We start from the raw sequence: 22,916 nt of genomic DNA on the forward strand, positions 1-22,916 counted from the left end.
AGATGCTGCATCATATCGGGCTGTATGTAAGTGATATGAAAACGTCGTGTGAATTCTATGAAAAGATTCTTCCTATTGAAAAGAAAGAAAGTTTCATGTGGAACGATACAGAGCTCGTTTTTTTAGTAGGAGAAGGATACAAGCTTGAATTGATGCCTAATTCAGGAAGTCACGTGGCACGCAGTCATATTGCATTCAGCGTGACTTCTGTGACGGAAAAAATAAAGGAACTATCTTGTAAGGAGATCTTTTTAGAAGAAGGACCATATGACCTTCCAAACGGTTGGAGAACTGTTTTTTATGATGGCCCAGACGGAGAAGAGATTGAATTTATACAAACGACTAAACCTTAAATCTCTAGTTTTTATCCCAAATAAGATTAGAAGATAATATATAGATAAGTTAATAGGAGTAATGAAATGATTAAAGGACTATATGAAGCACATTTACCGGTAAGTAATCTTAAAACGTCTATAGACTTTTATAAGAAACTAGATTTAGAAATCGCTTATCAACAAGAAAATTTAGTGTTTTTCTGGATTGAGAAAGGAAGAAGTTGGTTGGGATTATGGGAAACGGAAAAGGTTAAAACACCCTATCACCCATCGTTAAGGCATATCGCTTTTCAAATTGATAAAAATAGTATGTTAGGTATTAAGGAATGGTTAGAAGAACGGGCTATAGAAGTCTCTACAAATTTTGGATATCCACCAGAAAAACAACCATTAGTATTACCAAATAACCCACATGCTCACGCAGCCATTTATTTTAAAGATCCAGACGGAAATAGCATCGAATTAATTGCTTCTTTAAGACTGGATGTCAAAGAAGAATTTAATATGATGACATTAGATGAATGGAATAAAACAAAATAAATGATTTCTACTACAAAGATGCACAGTAATAAAGTGAGAAGCAAAGTTAAGGGCTATATTCTAACTATGAAAAGCTCTCATTAAAAACGGACCATCTGGAACTTCAAGCTCTCTATAAGCCTTAAACAGATTTGTTTGGTCGTAGGCTACAGATTTAAATTCAATCTTAAGATCCTTTTCATCAGTGATATAGATGATGGCATATCGAGCTTCGGCAACTTTATTACATCCTAGTGCACCTGGATTCACTAAATAAGTTTGATTTATCTTATAGTCATGAAGGATATGATGATGTCCAAATCCTATAAAATCATAGGTAAGTGAGCCCTTAAAAAGCTCTTCCATCGCTAAAGAATCCGGTTCACTAATAATTGGCATAAAAGGATCTTCAACTATTGGAGATTCTTTTTTTCCTTCCTTGAAGGGATAGTGTGTGAACAGAAAACGGAAACCATCTTCTTCAACTATTAGCTCTCGGGGAAGCGTGCTCAATATATGAGCATAAGTATCTGTTAGCTGGTCAGCAATCCATTGATGATGTTGCTTTGCATGTCTGTGACTCTTCGGGTGAGGCAGACCATATTTTAACGCCAAAATCGATTCATCATGATTTCCCGTAACCATCATAATAGACGGCAGGTTACATAACCGTTCAAGCACCTCGTTTGTAAACGGACCGATTCCAATCATGTCACCGCCGCTAATAAAACGAGAGATTCCTATACGTGTAGCGTCATCAATAACAGCTTGAAGTGCATCCAAATTACCATGAATATCTGTAAAATAAGCAAAAAGAGGTTTCAACATATTTCCACCTTCAACAAATTATCTTTTATAATAAAATAAAGCTGCTTCTTTGCAATGTCACTTAGGAGGTTAAAGAAATGAGAAAGAAGTTAGATTTTATTTTTGAATTACTCTTATTTCTAATGGGCCTATTAAGTATGTTGTACTTTATCCACATAGATGAGTGGAAGAGTATTTATTTCTTAACATTCCTATTCGTAGCTGTTGGTTCTGCCTTGAGATTATCTAAAAAAATTAAAGACGGTTATAGATAGGAATTAATTGAAATTCAAACTGCTTCTTTGCAAAAGACTAGGAGGTTAAGGATATGAGTGTGAAGCTTGGTTTTATTCTAGATTGTATGATTATTTTAGCTGCTTTGGTAAGCATTTTTTACTTAATCTTCATAGGTGAGTGGAGCAGCATATTTTTTATTTCATGTTTAATCCTAGGGCTTAGCTCTATAATTAGAATATCAAAAGAAGTAAAAGAAGGATTTAAATGAATCATTATAGACACAAAAAAACATAGCCCCTCACAAAGGGGCTATAATTATTTTAAAAATCGCAGCAAATCACCATAGATAATTCGATCTGACTGATCGAGTTCCTCTTTTGCCTGTTCGATATAAGGCTTACATTTTTCCTCTTCTACAGGTGCTCCGAAAGGTTTTACATAACACGTTTCATTTGTATAAATATAGTTGTCTGTTACGAACGAGCCGTTACGGAGAACGGTTAATTCATGATGTTCTTTTGAAAATAGATCCGTTCCAAAATGAACGTCATCCTTTGATTCAATACCAAGCAAGTGTAGCAGCGTAGGCTTTAGATCAATCTGTCCACCGACCGTATCAATCTGCTTGCCTTTTTTTCCTGGGACATGAATGAATAAGGGTACTTGCTGAAGTTCTACTTGATTGTAAGCTGTGAGCGTAGCTTTGCTCAATACTTCGGCCATCGCTTCTTGATGCCGTTCTGATATCCCGTAATGGTCTCCATATACGACTACCACTGAATTCTCATATAATCCCGAGCTCTTCAGTTCTTCAAAAAACTGGCGCAATGCTTCGTCCGCGTAGCGAACGGTTGTAAAATAACGGCTAACCGTTCCATCTTCTACAGGGTAAGGCTCAATCCACTGTTCTTTTTCATTGATCAAATAAGGATGATGGTTCGTCAAGGTAATAAATCGAGCATAAAAAGGCTGAGGAAGCTTCTTTAGATATGGCATGGATTGCTCAAAGAAGGGTATATCTTTGAGGCCATAGTTTATCGAGTTTTCGTCTGTAACGTTATAGTATTCCTCACTATAAAACTTGTCATAGCCCATTGTCTTATAAATAACATCCCGGTTCCAAAAGCTTTTATTGTTCCCGTGAAAAACTGCTGAATAGTAGCCGTTTGATTTTAAAATTTCAGGCATCGCGTTGTATTCGTTCAATGGATGGGTTTGAAAAACAGCACCCCTTGGCAGTGGATATAAGGAATTATCAATCAAAAACTCAGAATCTGAAGTCTTTCCCTGACCTGTTTGATGATAGAAGTTATTAAAATAATAGCTGGATTTAGCAAGTTCGTTTAAGAAAGGTGTCACTTCTTCACCGTTAATTTCATAATTCAGTACAAAATTTTGAGTAGATTCGAGAGAGACCATGATTAAGTTTTTTCCTTTGGCAATTCCATAGAGCTCAGGGTTATTAACGGTTTCTTTTTTCACATTCTGAAGAATTTCCTCTGCATCCATATTGCTTGCTAGTGCTTTTTGCATAGAAGACTTTGATTGGAGCATGATGTCGTACAGATGATAATTGAAGGTTCCTAAGCTCTTCACAAGAATTTCTCTATCAAATGTACGAGTTAAAAGTTGCGGCCGGTTTATTTCTGCGAGGATTAAATGAACAGATAAAATAGCAATACCGTATAAAAATAATTTTCTCCGGTCCACTGGTCTTAATAGATGATCAGACTTCCATCTCGTCTGTTTTAATAGATAAGCTAACAAAAACAGATCAACAAAAAAGAAAATGTCTGTGAAATAGATCAGTTCATAAACACTGTTTCCGATATCACCAACATTCTTTGTTTGAAACAATACCGGAATCGTAAGGAAATCGGTAAAGAATCGATAATAGACGACGTTCGCATACAAGATAAAGCTATAAATAAAGGAAAGCCATAAGATGATTCGTCTTCTTTTAGCAGGTGAAGCAAGATTAGCTAAACAAAAATAGAGTACGAGAAAACTTAATGGATTTAAAAATAATAAAATTTCTTGCAGGAAATGATCGATAGGCAGCGTAAATGAAACTTTATAAACAATATATGTTTTCAACCAAAGCAAAGAAATAGCCAGGAAGATTGCTGCGTGTTTTGTTTTAGCGTTCATAGGTATAACCCTCCTGTAGTGAGACGGAAATCTTTACCATTGTAGGCTATTTCACGAAAGATTAAAAGTGATAGAGTACCTTTTTTTAAGTAGAGGGTAAATAGGAGAAATCATGACATCACCACAAGGCTTGCATCATATCGAAATGAACGTACAAAATCTAGGGAAAACGAAGATGTTTTATGAATGGCTGCTGCCGGAGTTAGGCTTTTCTCTTTTTCAAGAGTGGGAAAAAGGTTTTAGCTACAAAATGGAATCTTCGTATCTTGTTTTTGTACAAACAGAAGAAATATATAATGATATACCTTTTCACCGAAAGCGTTCAGGACTTAATCACCTGGCCTTTTGGGCTAAATCACGTGCGCAAATAGAGCACCTTCGTGTACAATTGAAGAAGAAAAATATTTCCTTTTTGTATGAGGATAAGTTTCCTTTTGCAGGTGGAAAAAATCATTATGCTTTATTCTTTGAAGATCCAGATCGATTAAAAATTGAAATCGTTGCGCCGAGGTGAATGAAGATATGATAGAACAAGAAAAAGAAACAAAGCAAAAAAATGAATGGGTAAGCTGGCTAAAGGCGATTGGCTTCGCTTTAGTCTTTGTATTCATCACAAAAGCCTATTTCTTTGCTCCATATATGGTAGAAGGTGCATCTATGTCACCTACTCTTCATGATCAAGAAAAGCTGTATGTTAATAAAATTGTTTATGCGTTTTCCGAGCCACAAAAAGGCGATATCGTCATCATTAAAGGTGACGATAAGCGGTATGTAAAACGAGTGATAGGTTTAGAAGGGGACATCATTCAAATGAAGAGTGACGACCTCTATGTTAATAATAAAAAAGTGAAGGAATCTTATCTACAGGAAAATAAATCGGAAGCGAAAAGCTTAGGGGTGTATCTAACAGAAGACTTTGGACCACTTAAAGTCCCAAAAGGAAAAGTTTTCGTAATGGGTGATAACCGTCTGAATAGTATGGATTCACGAAACGGACTAGGTTTAATTGAAACGAAAGCAATTGAGGGTCGTTCAGAAGTCGTCATCTATCCATTTTCAGAAATGCGTGCAACACAATAACAAAAGTGCAGCCCGGCTGCGCTTTTTATTTTTTTAAAAAAGGAGTATGTGAGATGAACCGATGCAAGTGGAGTGAAGAAAGTGAGATGCTGCAACAGTATCATGATAACGAATGGGGTCAGTATGTAGCGGGAGACAATGCATTGTTCGAGTGTTTAACACTAGAACTATTTCAATCTGGTTTAAGCTGGAAGACCATTCTTCATAAAAGGGAGAACTTTAGAAATGCGTTTTCACAGTTTGAGATAGAAAAGGTCATGCAGTTTGGTGAAAAAGAGGTTGAAGGTTTACTAGAGGATTCTGGGATTGTTAGGCATAGAAAAAAGATTGAAGCGACGATTGAAAACGCAAAGAGAGTCCACGAACTTGTAAAAGAGTTTGGCAGCTTCGAAGAGTTTTTAAAGCAACTGCCATATGCTACAGTGGAAAAGCAGAAAGTGCTGAAAAAGACATTTAAGCATGTCGGTTTAACAACGGCAGAAAGCTTTTTAGAAGCTACTGGCCGAATACAAGCCTCACACAGTGAACAATGCTTTAAGGCATCGAAATAGAGTCATTTCATATTTGTCCTGCATAAGCTAAAGCGGGAGGTATGATGATGCCTTATGAGATCTATATTTCAACAACACGAAAAAGACTTGCCCTCGTAAAAGATGGGAAAGTAATCAAACGATATCCAATAGGTGTCGGGAAAATGCTAACACCTACACCGACCGGAACCTATACGATAATTAATAAAGCACCAAATCCAGGCGGACCGTTTGGAGTCATGTGGATGGGACTCTCACGTCCGCATTACGGGATACATGGCACAGATACACCATCATCCATCGGAAAAAACGTATCCAAAGGATGTGTGCGAATGCATAATAATCATGTTTTAGAATTATCGAAGATTGTGCCTATTGGGACTAAGGTGGTTATTAGGGCATGAAAAAAACCTTACTCTAAAGTTTTTAGAGTAAGGTTTTTTTAGTAATGTTTTGCCTAAAGTTTAATAAGATTAATTTTGGGGCTGTCATCATGAGCTAAGAAATTTACTCTGTTAATTTTAGGGCTATCATCATGAGAAATTTTAGGGCTGTCATCATGTGTAACTTGCATTATTCTATTAATTTTAGGACTGTCATCATGCACAAAAAATTTAGGACTGTTAATCTTAGGACTATCATCATGAGCAATTAAATTAGTGGTTGAATATATAGATATAATAACTCCTAATGTAAGTATTAAATATCCAATTTTTTTCATTAAAACTTCCCCCTATTAAATTAAAAAATGTTTTTTCTCCCATTATTTGCAATTCTATAATACTGACTCGCTTTTTTATATGAACTTTGATCAAAATACATATCAGCAAGTAGTTCAGAATATTTAGAGACATATTCCCAAATATTTCTTTTTTCGAAGAAAGGGATTGCAATTTTCACTAATAAATTTTCAAACTCATCGGACTTTTGTTCGATTCTGAGTTTTAAGATAGTTAAATGATAATAAACTTCACTTCCAGTTGTGACAAATTCAAATCCTTGTTCAATCAGCTTTAAAGCCTTGTCATAATCTCCTAGATTAAAATATTCTGTTGCTAACAAAAAAAGAGTATTAGATTTTTTTTCATCAGATTGAGAATCTTTATAGAGTAAGCTCTTTTTATAATACTCAATAGCTTGAAGGTTATCGTTTTTACAAGAGTTTACATACCCTAAATTATGATAAATTACTCCACTCAAAAAATCATCTTTAAAAGAAGTAGAATATTTTAATGCTTGTTTTAAATGAAATTCAGCCTGTGAATAGTTTTTCGCACGTCGATAGCTGATTCCTAGTAGTACCTGGCAATCTGCACTTCTACTATAATTATATTCACTATCAAAAATTGATATTGCTTTATAAGCATAATTGGTTACAGAGTTTATTCGCATTAAGAAATTATAAGTCAAAGCAAGTAGATAGTATAAAACAGCAATGTCCAGTTCGTTAACTTTTAAATTACTAATATACTGATTTTCGGCTGAATGTAAGTATTCTAATGCTTCTTTGTAATTATTATTGTAGTTAGCATACATTCCCCAGAAAACATAATAATAGAATCTAAGTTCCGGAGATAATTGCTCATAGAAACCTTTAACTTCTTCTAAAAGGCTAAAGCAACTTTGTAAGTCTGGCTCTTCTAATACTAAATAATATCTGGAACAAAAAAGTTTATATCTGATAAGAATGTTGGGGTCCCTTACTGAAGATACCTTTTCTTTTACTTGAGGAAATTTTTCAGATGCCTCATCAAATTTTCTACTAGTCATTAACAAGTTCCATTCGTTTAGAAATTCTAGAACTTCATTGTTATCCACTTCCTCAGGCGAAATACCTAGACGTTCGCAAAGCAGGTTAATGACTTCTTCGCTTGATTTGGCGTCCCCTTTCTCAATCTTGCTCAAGTAGGAAACAGAGCAAATTCCCTGTGCCAGTTCTTCCTGGGTTAGGCCTTTGGTTTTTCTATAATATCTTATTCGTTGACCGACCATAAAATCCCCCTTTCAGAACTTGGGAAAATTGTCATGCAGAACCCCCACTAAACAAGTATCTATCCTACTATTTTTCCCAATACAGAATAAATGGAATGTCTGATAAGATAAATATAACAGAAAATACAAAGTTTTTGCTAGAAATTGATAATTTTGAAAAGAACGTTTTACATAAATCCTATGTCAGCACGGAGCCGGCGTCAAATTTGAAGGGAGAGAGTACTATGGCTAAAATGTATCAATTATCATCACGAACTGCAGAGAAAAATCAATCGCTGTATGTCTCACGTGATCCTGAAGTGGCCGGAAGTATAGTAAGAAATGAGGAAGGCGCTTTTGCCTACTCCGAAGTATTCATGGACAAACAGAAGAATTACTGGTTCTCCAAAAAGGTAGATGATCAGTCAAGAGACCACAAGCTCTTCACCTTTGACCATAAAAACGGCTGCTTGAAATCTCAAGTTATTAAGGGACAACCCAATTTTTACGAATTTGAATCGAGTGTTGTAGTCGCTTGTGAGGGTGATGGTTCAAAAGGCTCAGTGTTAATCTTTTCTAAAGATGGCCCAGAGTTAGTTAAAGAGTGGAAAGTGAATGGGTTCCTTTGGGAAGTAGAGATGAACCAAGATGTTCTCTATATTTCTTCTTATATTGTTGAAGAAGATCAGGCGGTTCTCTATATCATCCGTAACGGTAAGAAAAAGCGCATAAATTTAGGAAGCAACATGGCACCTACTGATATTTTATGTCATGAAGATCTTGTATACGTGTCAGGTGCGCCAGTTCTTAACGGAGATCCAAAGAAAATCATGGTGTTAAATGACAAAGATAAAGTGGTTACAGAATACAAGCTATCCATTTCTCCTCGTGCTCTTTACCAAGTAGATGACCAGCTATTAGTCTATGAATTGGATCTTGCAACGGGAAAGAGCGAACGAATCGTATACATTGATATGAAGACTGGTGAACAAAAGGAGCATGATATTCCTCATTCAAAGATCGTAGAATGTACGGATGATTCTCTTTCTTTGTTAGAGCAAAACAGCAAGACGCTCTATACTTGGGACCATTGTAAATGCCGAATCGTAAATACTCAAAAAGTAGCCGATCAAACTCAAGTCATATAGCTGGAAATTTAAAGTCATATAATTGTAGAAAAGTCCTGTGGTTATCTCGCAGGACTTTTTTTTCATGTCCAGAAAATAGCTGTAAAGGGGGAATAGATATGAAATGGGAAGGTGCTAGTTGTATTTGTGTAAACGATGGAAAGTTATTGATGGTTTTACAAGGAACAGCCGCTGAGGAGAAGAAGTGGAGTATTCCTTCTGGAGGCAGAGAAGGGAACGAGAGTCTTGAAGAATGCGCCATGCGAGAAGTGTGGGAAGAGACGGGATATGTCGTAAAAGTTACTAAGAAGCTACATATTAAAGAAGGAATCTCTCAAAACATCCATTTTAAAGTTCACTATTTTTTAACAGATCTAGTGAGCGGTTCTTCGGTCATCCAAGATCCGGATGGTTTAATACACGATATTAGGTGGGTATCCTTGAAAGAGTTAGAAGTACTTACTTTATCCTTTCCAGAAGACCGAGAACTTTTACAAAGCTATCTGGCACCATCTGAAAAAATAATCTAGTGTTTGTTCTCATTTTTATAAGGGAACTCTAATGGAGGAGGTTGGCAGTGAAACCGATATTCGCAGAAAAGGAAGACCTTAACCGTTTGTTGGAATGGTGTAGTGACGCTCCGGAATATCATAAGAAACTTTCTCAATATTTAGAGGGTCATGATGATGCAACCGTTGTGATTGTAGAAGAAGAGCATGAAATTATAGCGATTGCCTTATTAAAGGTACAGGAAACCGAAAAGAAGGGTTACATCTGGATTTATTCAAAGAATACAGATTTGCAGAGTCATCCTGATCTCATACAATTCTCACTAAAGTGGTTAAGAAAAAAAGGTGCAAAAGAATATACCGTTATTTAAAACGATCAGTATACAAAGGATGGATGATTTATGGAAGAAATGAGTGTTTACGGTTGGAAGTGGCATCGTCATGAGTGTCACGAAGAAACAATTCATGACTTGATTGCAGATACGAAAGGTTGCAAAAATTGGCTCAGTAATATTAAAGAAGATAAAGTCAATTATTTAAGAATTGAAAAAGACAGTGACGGTGATCAAATTGTTCGTGGATCTCTCACGTATAAACAAGATCCGAAGAACCAATCTGATTTTGAGGTATTTCATTTTTATATCCGTCCCAAATCCTTAATAACAGTAGGATTAGATCTCTCACGTATCCAAGGAGACAACCGTGAAGCGTGTGATCATTTGATTTTAGAAGAAAAAACACCTGTGGAAGGTTTTATCATACTGCTCGGTGAATTGGTCAATTATTTCTTGGATGGTATTGATGCATTAGAAGTGAAGCTTAAAGAACTCCAAAGGGATGTTCAAAGAAATAATCATACGAATTTATTAAACAGCATCTATGATCGACGCATCGAGTTGATCAACTGGAGCGATTTAACACTCCCCGTGCATGAAACGCAGATGGCCATTAAGGAAGCTTTTCTAGATGAAATCACGGAAACACGAGCATATAAGCGAATTGAAACTAGGATCGACCGAACAACTTCGCTTCTATCTCATTACAGACAAGACATTGATACTTTGTTAAACCTTGAAGAAGTTCTTTCTTCTCATCGTGGAAATGAAATTATGAAAACACTCACCGTATTTACCGTTATTTTCACTCCTGGAATGGTTTTAGGGGCAGTCTGGGGTATGAATTTCAAGAATATGCCTGAACTTGATTGGAAATTCGGTTACCTTTACGCTATGATCTCAATCGTTGTCTCCACATTAGCTATATATATTTGGCTAAGAATGAAAGGGTGGACGGGAGATTTATTAAGAGGAAAGAAAAGCAGAAAACATTTTGACTAAATAAACTGAAAATATGAACGATATATAAAAGGAAACAGGCGGATTTTGTCGAACGGTATCAATTGATAAAACGCTTGTTTTTTTATGGCGAATATTACTAGATTTCATTTTGATTTCAACCATAAAAGAAACAAAACAAACAACGAAGAGATATGAAGATTAAATGACTAACGGGAGCGGAATTAAATGAAAAAACTTAGCCTAATTCTTGTTTTTTCACTGGTTATGCTTGTGAACACACAGTTTGTTCAAGCGACGGGGGAGAACACACCAGATATTAAAAGCGAAAGCGCTGTAATGATTGATGCGAAAACAGGAGATATTTTATATCAAAAAAACAGCTCGGAACAAATGTATCCAGCAAGTATTACAAAAATCATTACAGGGATTCTGGCTATAGAATCAGGCAAGTTGGATGACTCTGTTGTTGTAAGCAGCGACGCAGTGAGAGCTGAAGGGACACGAGTTTATTTGATGGAAGGTGAGCAAGTACCACTGAAAAAGCTTGTTCAAGGCCTTTTGATCAACTCAGGTAATGATGCAGCAGTTGCGATTGCAGAATACGTGGCAGGGGATGTCGATTCATTCGCAGACCAAATGAACGCGTTCGCGAAAAAAGTGGGAGCAGAAAATACTCATTTTGTTAATCCGAACGGACTTTTTGATGAGGAACACTATACAACAGCCGAAGATATGGCGAAGATTACTCAATACGCGATGAAGAATGAAGAATTTCGTGAAATCGTATCAACAAAGGAATTGCCTTGGGTCGGAGAAGGCTGGGAGACGACGTTAAGAAATCACCATCAGCTTTTGTGGGATTATGAGGGTACGATTGGTGTGAAGAACGGATATGTTGATGAATCCAAGCATACTTTAGTTACAGCTGTTTCTAGAGATAATCTTGATGTTATCATCGTTACTCTGAAGGCTCCTACTAGTCGAGCGGCATATTGGGACACGATGGCACTTGGGGATTATGGATTTGCGAACTTTGAAAGACAAACATTATCTGCTGGTACAAAGATAGAAGCGTTAAACGGAAAGACTTATCCGTTAAAAGAAGATTTGGCTGTTACCTTGCCAAAAGGAGAAGAACCCGTTCAAGAAGTGAGTTCAGATGGAGAGCTTCAACTTAAAGACTCTTCGGGATATGTGTTACTCTCACATACATTATTTAAAGAGAAAGAAAAGGAAAAAGAAGCTTCCGCAACGGTCGATAGTAAATCAGTTGAACCAGTAGATTCGACGTTCATGCAATCTGTTGTGAAGGCAAGTATCTTCTTATACAGTGGACTGCTGCTCTTGCTCGCGTTCCTAGTGATCTTAAGAATGCGAAGTCAAAAACACAAACATAAAAAAATGAGACAAGTTGCACGCAGTTATGTGAAATAAAACCGTCAATAGGCGGTTTTTTGTTTGTTAAAAATAAAGTGAGCTATGCAAAGGTGTTTTGAATTCCAACAAACTATAGGATAAAAAGCTTTCATAGTATATAATTACATTAAATTACAAAATTCGACAATTGGAGTTTCATTCATGATACGTAATATACAGCTAGCTCAGCTATTTATTGTGGGGAGTGCCTTCATACAGGCTCTCCATCATTTTTTTATAGAACCATTAGAAAGTTTCTACACCTTTCTTTTCTTATTTTTAATTGGTTTTCTTCCTGCATGGGGAGTCAACCGTATACAAGAACAATACACAAAATTGGCTTTTGTTATGTGCAGCATCTATATTGTTTCGATTTCCTACTTTTTCGTTACATATCCGATCGTGCAGGCTGCTTACTTCTTTTTGCCTGTATCTGCTCTACTTTTAAATGATAAGAGGCTATATTATGTTTCAAGTATAGGTGGCTTGATTTCATATCTATTTTTATCGAACGAACCACTCAAAGACTATCTGGCGTTTATCTCGATTTATGTGATTTTCTGTTCACTTTTGTTCATGGCGCAGAGAATTGTTTATCAATCGGTTGCAGAAAAAGAAGCGATTCAGCAAGGTGTGAAAGCATTTTCGTTAGCAGTTGAAGCGAAAGACGTTTATACACAAGGACATTCAAAGAGAGTGGCACTTTACGCCATGATTCTTGCCAAACATGGCCAATTCAAAAATGTAGATTGGCAAGAGCTTGAGTTGACAGCTCTCATTCATGATATCGGAAAGATTTCAACACCAGATGCCGTGCTTTTGAAGAACGGAAAATTAACACAAGAAGAGTACGAAATTATGAAAAAGCATCCTGTTGATGGGATGATGCTAGCAAAATCTTTCGGATATTCGGACCGTGTTTTAACTGGAATTCTTCATCATCATGAAAGATACGATGGTCTAGGCTATCCACACCGTTTGAAAGGAAAAGATATACCGATTTATTCTCGTATCTTAGCAGTCGCTGATTCTTTTGATGCGATGACGAGTAACCGTGCATATCGTCAAGGATTGACGCCTTGGGAAGCAAAGAAAGAGATCGAGAACCATTCAGGAAAAATGTATGATCCATTTATCGTAGAAGTGTTTGTTCGTGCTTATTACGACATGCTTTTAATCTGTGAAGACAATTCGGAAAATATTTTGATGAGTAACTCCTCGCATCAGGAGATTGCTTCTGGATTAAACGAAGGAAAAAACGGCTGAGACGAAGAAGATAATACAGGTAATTATTATACATAGCAGGAGGAAAGAAAAGATGAATGCGACAGTTTCCTTAACAGAGACGTTACTCGAAGAATTGTATGTTGTGGTTCGTACGACCAATCAATTATTAAAAAAAGCAGATCCTTCTGTTTACGATTTTCGACCTGTTGAAAACATGCGTTCTTTTTTAGAACTAGCCAATCATTTGGTTCAGATTCCTCATATCGACTTAGCGATATTACAGGAAAAATCAGAGCAAGAAATTCGTCAGCTTGAAAAGAAGTTATCAGCAGAAAATGTTACAGAATTAACTCATGTTTTAGAAGAAGGATATCATCTAGCCAAGTCTTATTTTTTATCTCTTTCCGAAGAAGATTTTCTTAAGAAAGAAACAAAGGCGTTTTATGCTGAAAAAGGTGCTACGCAAGCAAGATGGCTAGTGGAAATCGTAACGCATAGCTACCATCACCGTGGACAGCTGTTTACTTATCTAAAACAGACCAATCATGATGTGAATATGTTTGATCTTTATTAAAGTAAAGGATAGAGCTCTAAAAGGGAGCTCTATCCTTTTTTCTGTGGTTAAAGCTTACTAAAATCAACAAATTATTAATTATATTGCTTTTCTTTCTGCCAAATTATTTCACTTAGATTCGACTTCTACACTTTTTTCCTGTAATATGGATGGTTCAATTTAAAAGATGTTGTTAGTCAAATTAGCTAGCAGGAAAAATAGAGTCTTTATTGAATCTTTTATGAGATAAACATTTTGTCATTTAAATACATCCAAGAGGTGATGTTTCATGTATACCGTCTTTTCTACGTTCGATGTTCCAAATGAAAAAGCAGACGAAGTAATAAATATATATAAGAACCGTTCTAGATCAGTAGATAACGCCGATGGTTTTGTTGATTTTTTATTGCTTCAGAACGATAAACGGGCGGGTGAGCTTACCGTTCAACTTATTTTCACTTCAAAAGAAGCTTATCTAAAGTGGGTAAGAAGTGAGGAATTTAAGAAGATACATGACCTTGAAAAGAAATATCCTGATCAAGAATTAGCAGCTGTCATACCCACAGTAAAGCAATATAAGGTGGTTGCCAAATGACGGAATTTAACATAAATGTTATGGTAGAAAGAGTAACAGAAAAAATTTACCAAAAAGATCCTTCTCTTGTCGAAAGATATGGTGACAAGGGGAGAGCGAAGTGTATAGAAGATAACCATCATCATTTTAAGCACTTAGAGACGGCATATGAACTCGATAATAGCACGTTCTTTATCGATTATGCGATCTGGTTAGATGGTATCTTACAAAAGTTTGGGATGAGTACACAGCTTTTAATGGATAACTTTGATTTTATAATAGAGGTTTTGTTAGAAGAACAGGAAAAACAAACGTTTGAAAATACCCGTGTTGGTATTTATATTCAATATTTAAAACAAGCAAATGATGTTCTATGCAGTAAAGTGGAATCACACTAGTAAAAGGAGAGGTCCCATCCATGGCTATTTCAGAAGCTGAAAAGTTGGCGCGTCTGTTCTTAGAAGGAAATCATGCTGAGGCATTGCGTTTCATCAAACAGCAGCCAGACCAAAATCGAATGGTTTTGTTTCGAGACCTGTTTACTCCTGCAATGTATATGATTGGAGACCTATGGGAGAATAATGAAATTTCCGTCGCTGATGAACATCTAGCAACAGGAGTTTGTGACTTTGTTCTTTCTAGGCTGTTTCAAGTATCAGCAGATGAAGCAACAAATAAAAAGAAAGCTATGTTTTTATGTCTGCAGGGAGAACAGCATTATCTCGGTATCAAGATGATCAATAGTCTTTTTGATGAAAAAGGCTGGGAAACAAAATATTATGGAGCAAGTCTTCCGTTAGAATATGCATTGAAATCAGCACTGCAATGGAAGCCTGAAGTCATCGGGTTATCCGTTTCCATCGTTTATAATCTACCGGTGCTAAAAAATTATGTGCGTGCACTCGCAGCATTGCCGAATAAACCTGATATTTTAGTAGGCGGAAGACTAACTGAAAAATACGATCTAGAACCATATGTAAATAAGCAAGGAATCATTATCAAAAATCTCCAACAGGTAGAAAAGTGGCTGGATGAATATACCGAAGAGAGGATTAACGTCTACAAATGAGCAGTGTCCTACCCGTACCATACGTAAAGATAGATAAACAAGGAGTTATTCTTAATAGATCCGCAAAAGCCATTGAGTTGTTGGACTTGCAGACTGAAACGATTCGGGACTGCTTTGACGAAGAAAGTCATAACAAATTAATGAAGTATATGATGCCTTTTGAAGGAGAAAAAACGTTTGAAGCAAATATAAAGGCGAGGAATCACCCTTTCTTGCTTTGTGATATATCTGTTTGTTGGGAAGGGGAATTTGCTCACGTTGTTTTTATCCCAATTGGAAAGCATGTTCAGGGGCTTGAAGATAAGCTTTTAGAACTTAGGCTGCGACTATCTTCTACAGATTTTGAACTGTTTGAGAAGAAGGAAGCGTTAGAAGATGCGATGAAACGGCTTGATGAATTGTCTGGACCGTTCATACCGATCTCTGAAAAGATGGCGTTTGTTCCTCTGTTTGGGGATGTGAACGAGAGCAAGATGATTACTGTTACAGGGAACGCTCTTAAAGCGGCGTACGAAGGGCAATTTGAAGAAATCTTCTTTGATCTCTCTGCTACAGGAGAAATTGATGAAGGTGGCGTTCAGAAGTTAAGCGAACTGTTCCGCATGCTTCAATATATGAACGGAAAACCCGTAAAAATTATCGGCGTAAAGCCGAAGCATGCTAGGCAGCTGACTGCACTAGACGTGGATTGGCCCGTCTATTTTGAAACTTCATTAAAAGATGTATTGATCGAGCATCTTCAAATAGGGAAAGCACCTCAAGTGTGATGAGGTGCTTTTTGTTTTACCATCGTTTTTTCCTGCGATGAAGGGAAGCAAAAATGATTGGTGCAAGAGCCGCTCCACCGATCAATCCGAACAGGTGACCCATCACGTTGATTCTTGCATTCATGAACGTGGTTACTAGACTGATTCCTAACACAACAAGAAGAATCTGTGTGTTGGCTTGGTCGATATATTGACGATGGTTATAAAGCATATAAACGTAGATCCCGAACAAACCGAAAATAGCTCCTGAGGCACCAATATGTGCGTAAGAAAGTGGCAGCAAGAGTAACGTAGCAATATTTGCGATCAAACCAGCACCAAGATACCCGATAATAAATCTTACTTTCCCAAGGATTCCTTCGAGCGCAGGACCGAACAAGACAAGCGAGAACGAGTTGAAGATCAGATGACCTGCAGCCTCATGTGTAACAATGGGGGTAAACAAACGCCAGTACTCTCCAGCGGTGATGTAATAATTAGACCCGACCATAAAATGATACAAAGAGGTAGAAAAAGGGGTAAAATTAATAAGAAGAAAAACGATAATGTGTGCAGCTACTAAAAAAGTAACAACAGGATAACGCCTAATAAAGGTCTGAAAGCTTTCATCTCTTATAAACATGGAAATAGATCACCCTTTTTTTATAAAGTATAGGCTGTTTTTTCTTTCTCTTCGTTGAATGTTGATTGGAGTGGAAGGTGCGTGCCTACCACTTAAAGCAACTTCTCGCAAGGCATGCGACGAGGAAGCTAACTGCGGTAGCATTAACTTTTAGACGCAGTACTTCTTTGAAGCGTTCAGGTGAGACCCTTAAGGGCGCAAAGTGGCAAGGGGCTCACCGCCTGCCCCGCGGAAAGCGAAGCACTGAAGCGGAAATCAACTTCATACAAGAGCAACAAAGTTACAAAACAGCCAAATTTTCAAAACATACTATACATCTACCTTAAGTTTACCATGTGTTGGTAGATAGGGCGAAAGATATAGCTGTAAAGGAGTTTTTATAAATGATTGTAGGAACAGGCATCGATATGATCGAGCTAAAACGAATCAAACAGGTTGTTTCTCACCAGCCTCGATTTTTGGAGCGGGTGTTAACACCGTTCGAACAAAAAAGATTTTCTTCTTTAAACGGCAACAGAAGATTTGAATATCTTGCAGGGCGTTTTGCCGCAAAAGAAGCAATGGCCAAAGCTCTCGGTGTTGGAATCGGCGCTGAACTTTCATGGCAGGACATGGAGATTAAATCAGATGAAAAGGGTAAACCGTTTCTTACTTCCCCTTATCCATATTTATGTCATCTTTCTATCTCTCATACGAAAGAATACGCGATCGCACAAGTGGTTTTAGAAAGCTCGTCAAGCTAGTCTGCATATTGTCCAGGGTTGTCTCATATATTGTAATGCGGTAGAAGGGGTAGTCCTTTGCAAGGTGCAGAGAGTTGGTCCCCCTTCAATGTCGAAATTACTTTGGGACAAAGGGGATGGCAAAAAATGAAGAAAACACTGTCAATGATGTTGACGGCGTTCATGATCGTGTTGGTTCTGTCAGCTTGTGGTGCACAAAGCCAGAACGATGTTTTGGATTCGTTAGAAGAAAGAATGGAATCCATGACAGGTTACAAAGCGGAAGCCAAGATGACATTGAGCACAGGAGAAAAGCCACTGACTTATGATTTAGAAATTTGGCATAAGAAGCCGGATTTTTACCGAGTCAGCTTAAAAAATGCTGAAAAAGATCAAAGCCAGATGATACTGCGTAACAAAGATGGAGTTTTCGTTCTTACGCCAGCTCTAAATAAAAGTTTCCGTTTCCAAAGCGACTGGCCAGAAAACAACAGCCAAGTTTATTTATTCCAATCTCTCATCTCGGACATTTTAAATGATACGGACAGAGGGTTTAAATCAAAAGAGAAAAGCTATGTCTTCCATACAAAAACAAATTATCAAAACAAAAACCTCTATCAGCAAGAGATCACATTAAACAAAGATCTTGATCCGCAACAAGTGCGAATTATGGATCAAGACCAAAAAGAGCTAGTCAGGCTGGATTTCTCAAAGGTTAAGTTCAATGCAAAATTTGATAAGAACTCTTTCGATATGGAGTCGAACATGAGCAGTGCTCAATTTGAGGTTCCTACGTTCTCAGGTGCTGGAGAAGAGTTCGAAGTGCTGTATCCGACTTATACAGCGAACTTAAACATCGTAAATGAAAGAGAAGTGGCACAAGGCGCAGATGACTCCAAAGTAGTATTGAACTATGCGGACGAAGATAAATCATTTACATTGATGCAGCAGAAGAACACAGCTGTAGAAACAGCTTCACGCCTAACGATGTCGAGTGGAGAACCAGTTGATCTGGGCTTTACCGTTGGGGCGATGACGGATCAATCGATCACATGGAATTTTAACGGTGTAGATTACTTGCTCGTCTCCAATAATCTTGGTCAGGATGAGTTGATGGCGATTGCACGCTCAGTGAGCGGAGAGGCGATTAAATAATTTCTACATTATATATAGGTATTGATAGAGCAGGCTGGCGAAGACGCTAGCCTGTTTTGTTTTGAAAGCGGGTATGATGGATTTAACACGTCCGTAAATTGTCGAGAATTGTAGACTCGTGGATAAAATGCCAAAACTTTTGGAATAAGAACGAAAACTCGTGGATAAACACTTAAAACTTTTGGATTGCACACACATATTTATGGATTGAAGCGATAGGATGCTTACATAAATGGCGGTAAGAGGGTAAAATAGAAGGCAGTAATCTAAACTGGGGAGGCCAACATCATGGATAAACATCATTATTATCGAGACACTTGGGCGGAAATCGACCTAGATAAGATCAGTCAAAATATAAAATCTTTTAAGAGACATCTCCCTGAACAAAAAATTATGGCTGTCGTAAAAGCGAACGGTTACGGTCATGGAGCACTTCAAGTGGCAGAAGAGGCTGTGAGATCAGGAGCTGAGTGGCTAGCTGTTGCTATGCTCGATGAAGCATTAGCTTTGCGTAAACAAGGAATCACGGCACCGATTTTAGTTATGAACCGTGTACGTCCGGAATATGCTAATCTTGCGGCAGAAAATGAAATAAGCCTTACAGTCTTTCAAAAAGAATGGCTAATCGAGGCACAATCGCATGTAAAAGAAACAAAACATCAAATAAAGCTTCATCTGAAGATCGACACCGGTATGGGGCGAGTTGGATTTAAAGAAGAAAGTGAGCTGCAAGACGTAGCGCACTTCATCAAACAATCTTCTGTTTTTGAAGCAGAAGGGGTGTTTACTCATTTTGCAACAGCCGATGAATGGGAATCAGAACTTTTTGAGAAACAGAGAAAAAGGTTTATTAAATATATAGACTCGTTGCGAACATGGGGATTGAATCCAACCCTCATCCACAGCGCCAACAGCGCAGCAGCTCTCAGGAAAGTGAAAGGGCCATTCAATCTTGTTCGCCTCGGAATCAGCATGTACGGGTTGGCGCCATCTAACGAATTAAAACAAGACTTGCCTTTTCCGCTAGAAGAAGCGTTCAGCCTTCATTCCAGGCTCATTCATGTTAAAAAACTGATGCCTGGGGATACTGTAAGCTATGGAGCTACTTATACAGCAACAGAAGAAGAGTGGGTAGGTACACTTCCAATCGGCTATGCGGACGGCTGGCAAAGAAGATTTTCTCCAGGAGCCTCAGTGCTTATAAAGGGCGAACGGATGCCGATCATCGGCAGGATCTGTATGGATCAATGCATGGTCAGACTTCCAAAGAGATTAGATGTTGGTGAAGTTGCCACTTTAATAGGAAGTCAGGAAGCGGAAAGAATAGAAATGGATGAGATCGCACGTGTCGCCGAAACGATAAATTATGAAATTCCGTGCCTCATTTCTGCTCGAGTGCCGAGAGTTTATACAAAAAAGGGTCGAATTTTAGAAAATATGAATGTAATTCTAAATTTTTAGCAGAATATTAGAAGGACTATTGAAAATTTTGTAGAATAAATACTTTGAAATCGCTTTGCAAATGGATTATTGAAGTGATAAGATTAAATGTGGTTAAAAGGAATTTGATCGTAGTATAGCTTTGCGCTGGAGGTGTATGTTGTGTCCGAATTGAACACAAAACGAATAGTGATTAGTCTTCCTCAGAAATTACTAAGTGAGGTAGATCGTGTCATAAAGAAAGAGAATTTGGACCGCAGCGAATTTATCCATCAAGCTACTGAGATGTTTCTTCGTGAGCGGAAGAATAAGCGTCAGTTTCGTGATGAGATGAAACAGGGTTACATGGAAATGGCTAAGATCAATCTAACGATTGCTTCAGAAGCATTTATGTTAGAGGAGGAAGCCGATCATACCTTGGACCGCTTAGTTAGCGGGGTGTAGTCCTTGATAGTCAAACGCGGAGACGTTTACTTTGCAGATCTTTCACCGGTAGTTGGATCAGAACAGGGTGGGATTCGGCCTGTACTGATCATTCAGAATGATATCGGGAACCGTTTTAGCCCAACTGTTATCGTAGCAGCAATCACAGCTCAAATACAGAAAGCAAAACTTCCAACACATGTTGAAATAGATTCGAAAAAATACGGCTTTGAACGGGATTCAGTTATTTTGCTTGAACAGATCAGAACGATTGACAAGCAAAGATTAACAGATAAAATAACACAACTGGATGAAGACATGATGCGCAGGGTAGACGACGCATTGCAGATCAGTACTGGTCTGGTTGATTTTTAATTTTATAACATCATTTAGGAAACTGTCTGACGGGGATGTCTGGCGGTTTTTTATTTTATCAACAGATCTAATAAGGGAAACTGGAAGAACAGGTACTGTTTACCTTTCATGCACTAAGGATTCATGAGAGATTTCAGGGTTTGATGTATGGAATTGAGAAGAAATGACTTTTTCAGTTTTAAGTTGCATATTGGTTCATCTTGCCACATAACAAGGAACCAACCCCTTATAATGGTAACTAGTATACGAATACTATTTAAATATTTTGTAAAAAATACATGTTTAACAATCAGAATCTTGGGTTATATATCCAAAGTTAGTAAAAGAGTAAACATTGCACAATATATTCAGAAGTGAAATAATAGAAATTGAGACTACATGTAGTGGGGGTGCAAGAAAAATTGGACAACTTGATTGTACAGATGATTAATGAAAATCAAGAAACCCTAAAAAATAATTGGCTTAAGGAAGTTAAGCTTTTTAAAGAAAAAGAACTTGTTGGAACTACTTTGAAGTTTAGTGAAGAGACGGACCAACAGTTTTTTTCTATGCTAATCAAGCACATTAATTTTCATGATATTTCTAAAGACGGAACACTTGATGATTTTTTTGATCAAGTTCTTCATACAGGTTTACCATTAAGTTATTTAACGCAAGGACTACAAGCGGCACGCCGCGTTGTTCTAAATCTTTTAGTAGAGACGGAAAACGACAAAGAGAAGGTAGCAGCTGTTTACCGTGAGATCGATCGCTGGTTAGACCCGATTCTAAATCGCGTTGTCGAAAACTCCTCTCAAATATGGGAAAGAACTGTTTCCGTTCAAAAGACGGCATTATTAGAGCTTTCTGCTCCATTGATTCCAGTCTTCAAAAATATCAGTGTTATGCCTCTTATCGGATCGATTGATACGGAACGCGCGAAGCTGATTATGGAAAACCTTTTAAACGGTGTGATCAAATATCGCTCGGAAGTAGTGCTAATCGATATTACGGGTGTACCTGTCGTTGATACGATGGTTGCTCATCATATTATTCAAGCAGCGGATGCTGTGCGTCTATTAGGTTCTACGTGTATCCTTGTAGGAATACGTCCTGAAATTGCACAGACGATCGTAAGCTTAGGAATCGACCTTAGTTTGTTCCCAACGAAGAGTACGCTTCAAAAGGGTATGGAAAACGCTCTAGAAATTACAAATCAGCAGTTAATTAGCAATAAATAGGGAGTGAGAGTAAAAAAATGAGAATTCCTATTTTAAAATTGCACGAATATTTATTGATCACCATTCAAGTTGAAATGGATGATCAGACAGCTCTTCAATTTCAAGAAGACTTGCTTAATAAAATTCACGATACAGGTGCGAAAGGAGTGGTTATTGACCTAACGTCAGTAGACATGATCGACTCCTTTATAGCTAAAGTTCTTGGAGATGTAGTAAGGATGTCAAAATTAATGGGAGCTCAAGTTGTATTAACAGGAATACAACCAGCAGTTGCTATTACTCTAATTGACCTTGGAATTTCAATGAGGGAAGTTTCGACAGCACTTGACTTAGAACAGGGGCTTGATAAATTGCGTCTGGAACTGGAGGGATGATTATGGACATCCAATCCTGTGTGGAAGTACGCAACGAGTGGGACATCGTAAGTGCCCGTCAACTCGGAAGAAACATGGCTAAAGAGCTCGGTTTCGGAAACGTTGACCAAGCAAGAATAACAACAGCCATATCTGAACTCGCCCGTAACATCTATCTATACGCTGGACGAGGAAAGATTTGCATCGAACCAATCGATCAATTAGGAAGAAAAGGACTGCGAATCGTAGCCTTAGATAATGGTCCTGGAATTCGAGAGATCCGAAAAGTTATGGAAGATGGATACACTACTTCTGGCGGATTAGGAGCTGGATTACCAGGCGTGAAGCGATTAATGGATGAATTCTCAATCGAATCCACTGTAGATGTGGGGACGGAGATATCAGCTACTAAATGGCTTCGTTAGGAGGAGAGCTC

The 22,916-nt window shown here is 37.7% G+C and carries 31 protein-coding genes; 26 read left to right on the top strand and 5 right to left on the bottom strand.

Features of this window, described 5'->3' with window-relative positions:
• Nucleotides 1–2 precede the first annotated feature (2 nt).
• Nucleotides 3–353, top strand: coding sequence for a VOC family protein (locus tag FS458_RS19540; protein ID WP_144704697.1), 351 nt, complete (start codon nucleotides 3–5; stop codon nucleotides 351–353).
• A 66-nt stretch (nucleotides 354–419) separates the two neighbouring features.
• Nucleotides 420–875 carry a VOC family protein gene (locus FS458_RS19545; RefSeq protein ID WP_144704700.1) on the top strand — a complete coding sequence of 152 codons (456 nt, stop codon included), beginning with the start codon at nucleotides 420–422 and terminating at the stop codon, nucleotides 873–875.
• Nucleotides 876–935: 60 nt separating this feature from the next.
• Here the strand turns inward: FS458_RS19545 and FS458_RS19550 are convergent, their stop codons facing one another.
• On the bottom strand, nucleotides 936–1,682 hold the full coding sequence (locus tag FS458_RS19550; protein ID WP_144704703.1) for a metallophosphoesterase family protein: 747 nt from the start codon (nucleotides 1,680–1,682) through the stop codon (nucleotides 936–938).
• Nucleotides 1,683–1,989: 307 nt separating this feature from the next.
• Here FS458_RS19550 and FS458_RS20875 point away from each other — a divergent pair, with 307 nt between their 5' ends.
• On the top strand, nucleotides 1,990–2,166 hold the full coding sequence (locus FS458_RS20875) for a hypothetical protein (RefSeq protein ID WP_186320666.1): 177 nt from the start codon (nucleotides 1,990–1,992) through the stop codon (nucleotides 2,164–2,166).
• Between the two features lie 47 nt (nucleotides 2,167–2,213).
• On the opposite strand, the gene FS458_RS19555 is transcribed toward FS458_RS20875, so the two are convergent.
• Nucleotides 2,214–4,049 carry an LTA synthase family protein gene (locus FS458_RS19555; RefSeq protein ID WP_144704706.1) on the bottom strand — a complete coding sequence of 612 codons (1,836 nt, stop codon included), beginning with the start codon at nucleotides 4,047–4,049 and terminating at the stop codon, nucleotides 2,214–2,216.
• Nucleotides 4,050–4,161: 112 nt separating this feature from the next.
• On the opposite strand from FS458_RS19555, the gene FS458_RS19560 reads away from it, so the two are divergent.
• Genes FS458_RS19560 through FS458_RS19575 form a run of 4 tightly spaced genes read left to right on the top strand, consistent with a single transcriptional unit; the run spans nucleotide 4,162 to nucleotide 6,063 of the window.
• A complete protein-coding gene (locus tag FS458_RS19560) occupies nucleotides 4,162–4,563 on the top strand; it encodes a VOC family protein (RefSeq protein ID WP_144704709.1) in 402 nt (133 codons plus the stop codon).
• 8 nt (nucleotides 4,564–4,571) lie between these two features.
• Nucleotides 4,572–5,129 (top strand): signal peptidase I, encoded by a 558-nt coding sequence (gene lepB, locus FS458_RS19565; protein WP_137792112.1) that lies wholly within the window; start codon nucleotides 4,572–4,574, stop codon nucleotides 5,127–5,129.
• A 53-nt stretch (nucleotides 5,130–5,182) separates the two neighbouring features.
• On the top strand, nucleotides 5,183–5,680 hold the full coding sequence (locus tag FS458_RS19570; protein WP_144704711.1) for a DNA-3-methyladenine glycosylase I: 498 nt from the start codon (nucleotides 5,183–5,185) through the stop codon (nucleotides 5,678–5,680).
• Nucleotides 5,681–5,724: 44 nt separating this feature from the next.
• A complete protein-coding gene (locus FS458_RS19575; RefSeq protein ID WP_370630160.1) occupies nucleotides 5,725–6,063 on the top strand; it encodes a L,D-transpeptidase in 339 nt (112 codons plus the stop codon).
• A gap of 53 nt (nucleotides 6,064–6,116) precedes the next feature.
• Here the strand turns inward: FS458_RS19575 and FS458_RS19580 are convergent, their stop codons facing one another.
• Both FS458_RS19580 and FS458_RS19585 read right to left on the bottom strand, forming a co-directional pair.
• Nucleotides 6,117–6,380, bottom strand: a complete 264-nt coding sequence (locus tag FS458_RS19580) for a hypothetical protein (protein ID WP_144704714.1) — start codon at nucleotides 6,378–6,380, stop codon at nucleotides 6,117–6,119.
• 20 nt (nucleotides 6,381–6,400) lie between these two features.
• Nucleotides 6,401–7,651, bottom strand: a complete 1,251-nt coding sequence (locus tag FS458_RS19585) for a helix-turn-helix domain-containing protein (RefSeq protein ID WP_144704717.1) — start codon at nucleotides 7,649–7,651, stop codon at nucleotides 6,401–6,403.
• 224 nt (nucleotides 7,652–7,875) lie between these two features.
• On the opposite strand from FS458_RS19585, the gene FS458_RS19590 reads away from it, so the two are divergent.
• The 11 genes from FS458_RS19590 (at nucleotide 7,876) to FS458_RS19640 (ending at nucleotide 16,170) form a co-directional block, all read left to right on the top strand.
• Complete coding sequence (locus FS458_RS19590; RefSeq protein WP_144704720.1) at nucleotides 7,876–8,778, top strand: hypothetical protein; 903 nt, start codon at nucleotides 7,876–7,878, stop codon at nucleotides 8,776–8,778.
• A 98-nt stretch (nucleotides 8,779–8,876) separates the two neighbouring features.
• The gene (locus tag FS458_RS19595) at nucleotides 8,877–9,287 is read left to right on the top strand and encodes an NUDIX hydrolase (RefSeq protein ID WP_144704722.1); all 411 of its coding nucleotides are present in this window, start codon (nucleotides 8,877–8,879) and stop codon (nucleotides 9,285–9,287) included.
• A gap of 47 nt (nucleotides 9,288–9,334) precedes the next feature.
• A complete protein-coding gene (locus tag FS458_RS19600) occupies nucleotides 9,335–9,637 on the top strand; it encodes a hypothetical protein (protein ID WP_144704725.1) in 303 nt (100 codons plus the stop codon).
• Between the two features lie 30 nt (nucleotides 9,638–9,667).
• Nucleotides 9,668–10,603: a magnesium transporter CorA family protein gene (locus tag FS458_RS19605; RefSeq protein WP_144704728.1), complete on the top strand. Its 936-nt coding sequence runs from the start codon at nucleotides 9,668–9,670 to the stop codon at nucleotides 10,601–10,603.
• 186 nt (nucleotides 10,604–10,789) lie between these two features.
• Nucleotides 10,790–11,998: a D-alanyl-D-alanine carboxypeptidase family protein gene (locus tag FS458_RS19610; RefSeq protein ID WP_144704731.1), complete on the top strand. Its 1,209-nt coding sequence runs from the start codon at nucleotides 10,790–10,792 to the stop codon at nucleotides 11,996–11,998.
• A 144-nt stretch (nucleotides 11,999–12,142) separates the two neighbouring features.
• Nucleotides 12,143–13,246 (top strand): HD-GYP domain-containing protein, encoded by a 1,104-nt coding sequence (locus FS458_RS19615; protein WP_144704734.1) that lies wholly within the window; start codon nucleotides 12,143–12,145, stop codon nucleotides 13,244–13,246.
• A 52-nt stretch (nucleotides 13,247–13,298) separates the two neighbouring features.
• Nucleotides 13,299–13,781: a DinB family protein gene (locus FS458_RS19620; protein ID WP_144704737.1), complete on the top strand. Its 483-nt coding sequence runs from the start codon at nucleotides 13,299–13,301 to the stop codon at nucleotides 13,779–13,781.
• A gap of 268 nt (nucleotides 13,782–14,049) precedes the next feature.
• Nucleotides 14,050–14,355, top strand: a complete 306-nt coding sequence (locus FS458_RS19625) for an antibiotic biosynthesis monooxygenase family protein (RefSeq protein WP_144704740.1) — start codon at nucleotides 14,050–14,052, stop codon at nucleotides 14,353–14,355.
• Entirely contained in the window at nucleotides 14,352–14,732 is a 381-nt protein-coding gene (locus FS458_RS19630) for a hypothetical protein (protein ID WP_144704742.1), read from the top strand. Before FS458_RS19625 ends, FS458_RS19630 begins: the two co-directional genes overlap by 4 nt.
• A 20-nt stretch (nucleotides 14,733–14,752) precedes the next feature.
• On the top strand, nucleotides 14,753–15,403 hold the full coding sequence (locus FS458_RS19635) for a cobalamin B12-binding domain-containing protein (RefSeq protein WP_144704745.1): 651 nt from the start codon (nucleotides 14,753–14,755) through the stop codon (nucleotides 15,401–15,403).
• Entirely contained in the window at nucleotides 15,400–16,170 is a 771-nt protein-coding gene (locus FS458_RS19640) for an STAS domain-containing protein (RefSeq protein WP_144704748.1), read from the top strand. The genes FS458_RS19635 and FS458_RS19640 overlap by 4 nt, the downstream gene beginning before the upstream one ends.
• 16 nt (nucleotides 16,171–16,186) lie before the next feature.
• On the opposite strand, the gene FS458_RS19645 is transcribed toward FS458_RS19640, so the two are convergent.
• A complete protein-coding gene (locus FS458_RS19645) occupies nucleotides 16,187–16,792 on the bottom strand; it encodes a rhomboid family intramembrane serine protease (protein ID WP_144704751.1) in 606 nt (201 codons plus the stop codon).
• Between the two features lie 383 nt (nucleotides 16,793–17,175).
• Here FS458_RS19645 and acpS point away from each other — a divergent pair, with 383 nt between their 5' ends.
• The 8 genes from acpS (at nucleotide 17,176) to FS458_RS19685 (ending at nucleotide 22,905) form a co-directional block, all read left to right on the top strand.
• Nucleotides 17,176–17,535: a holo-ACP synthase gene (gene acpS / locus FS458_RS19650; RefSeq protein WP_137792096.1), complete on the top strand. Its 360-nt coding sequence runs from the start codon at nucleotides 17,176–17,178 to the stop codon at nucleotides 17,533–17,535.
• 126 nt (nucleotides 17,536–17,661) lie between these two features.
• Entirely contained in the window at nucleotides 17,662–18,669 is a 1,008-nt protein-coding gene (locus tag FS458_RS19655; RefSeq protein WP_144704754.1) for a LolA family protein, read from the top strand.
• Between the two features lie 288 nt (nucleotides 18,670–18,957).
• Complete coding sequence (alr, locus tag FS458_RS19660) at nucleotides 18,958–20,130, top strand: alanine racemase (protein ID WP_144704757.1); 1,173 nt, start codon at nucleotides 18,958–18,960, stop codon at nucleotides 20,128–20,130.
• A gap of 141 nt (nucleotides 20,131–20,271) precedes the next feature.
• Complete coding sequence (locus tag FS458_RS19665) at nucleotides 20,272–20,553, top strand: CopG family ribbon-helix-helix protein (protein ID WP_066390801.1); 282 nt, start codon at nucleotides 20,272–20,274, stop codon at nucleotides 20,551–20,553.
• 3 nt (nucleotides 20,554–20,556) lie between these two features.
• A complete protein-coding gene (locus FS458_RS19670; RefSeq protein ID WP_066239453.1) occupies nucleotides 20,557–20,907 on the top strand; it encodes a type II toxin-antitoxin system PemK/MazF family toxin in 351 nt (116 codons plus the stop codon).
• Between the two features lie 401 nt (nucleotides 20,908–21,308).
• Nucleotides 21,309–22,127: an STAS domain-containing protein gene (locus tag FS458_RS21230; protein ID WP_286166508.1), complete on the top strand. Its 819-nt coding sequence runs from the start codon at nucleotides 21,309–21,311 to the stop codon at nucleotides 22,125–22,127.
• Between the two features lie 17 nt (nucleotides 22,128–22,144).
• Nucleotides 22,145–22,501, top strand: a complete 357-nt coding sequence (locus tag FS458_RS19680) for an STAS domain-containing protein (protein ID WP_066239455.1) — start codon at nucleotides 22,145–22,147, stop codon at nucleotides 22,499–22,501.
• 2 nt (nucleotides 22,502–22,503) lie between these two features.
• Entirely contained in the window at nucleotides 22,504–22,905 is a 402-nt protein-coding gene (locus tag FS458_RS19685) for an anti-sigma regulatory factor (RefSeq protein ID WP_066285716.1), read from the top strand.
• Nucleotides 22,906–22,916 lie beyond the last annotated feature (11 nt).

Origin of the sequence: Fictibacillus phosphorivorans, from assembly GCF_007673525.1 — a bacterium.
Taxonomy (GTDB): Bacteria; Bacillota; Bacilli; order Bacillales; family Fictibacillaceae; genus Fictibacillus; species Fictibacillus phosphorivorans_C.